Source organism: Mycobacterium sp. pV006, assembly GCF_041287115.1.
Classification (GTDB): Bacteria; Actinomycetota; Actinomycetes; order Mycobacteriales; family Mycobacteriaceae; genus Mycobacterium.
Genome location: NZ_JBGGKT010000055.1, coordinates 1 through 1,047, shown reverse-complemented (window position 1 = coordinate 1,047; position 1,047 = coordinate 1). Strand labels below are relative to the sequence as shown.

Sequence of the window (1,047 nt, the reverse complement as noted above, 5' to 3'; positions counted from 1 at the left end):
TGTTGGCCGTCGCTGAGGATGCAGATGATGCCGTCACTGTCGATGACGACGTGATTTCGGGTGTTGGTCTGCATGGTGACGGGTTGTTCGTCGTGGTGACGCGGTCGTCGTCATCGTGACGGTGGCCCTCGGGCATGGCGACGACGCCCCGAGGGTGGACGGGGGCCGATGGTAGGGGTCAGCCGGGTGGGGCCAGGAGTCGTCCGCGGGTGTAGAGGCCGATCAGGGTCCACGGCTCGTCGCTGACGCCGTATCGGCGGCGCTCCCAGTGCGCGGCTGCGGCCAGGATCGACAACGTGTAATGCAGCATGGTGCCGGTGCGGCGCAGCGTGGTGAAGGTGTCAGGGTCCAGCGCCAGCAGCCATTGTGTCCCGTCGCGGTAGATGCGCTCCAGATGGGTGGGCGGTAGGCGGCGAAGCCAGCGGCGCACCGTGGACACCGGCCGGTCGATGGCGGTCGCGATACGCCGGTATCCGAGTCCTTTTACCTTGTGTAGCAACGCTGTTCCGATCACCGCGGTGGTGTCGGCGTGTCGTGGTTGCAGCGCGGCGGGCAGCACGATGTGCGTCGTTGAGCACGACGAACATCGGGTGCGACGGGGCCGCACCGTCACCGTGGCGCCGGCAAGGTCGCGCACGGTGCGCGCCCGACCGTATCCCCAGGGGTTCAGCTGGCCGTTGGTGCAGTGTGGGCAGCGCAGCTCGCCGTTGGTGAGCAAGTGTTCGCCCAGTTCGGTGGTGCGGGCGACGATCACCGCGGAGCCAGTTGTTCATGACACATCAGCGTTACTTATCACCCACTGGCAGGCATAGGGGCCAGTTCGTGTTGGACCCCACCAGATTTGGGTCGGTCACCGTCACCGAGCGTGACGATACGAGCCACCCTCACCGCGGCGAGGTCGGATCGCCACACCGACGCGCCGACCGGTAGCCGAGCCGATCGTGGGCACCGTGATGATGCAGATGACCATCGTTACTGGCATCGATCATCGTCAGGATCAATGCCGAACACCACCGCCGTGGTCGTCACACAGAGAGACGGTCAACA

Annotated in this window: 1 protein-coding gene; it reads right to left on the bottom strand. The window is 65.8% G+C overall.

What is annotated here, in order from left to right; genetic code table 11:
* Window positions 1–178 precede the first annotated feature (178 nt).
* Complete coding sequence (locus ACAG25_RS24760; RefSeq protein WP_370491059.1) at window positions 179–754, bottom strand: DUF6431 domain-containing protein; 576 nt, start codon at window positions 752–754, stop codon at window positions 179–181.
* Window positions 755–1,047 lie beyond the last annotated feature (293 nt).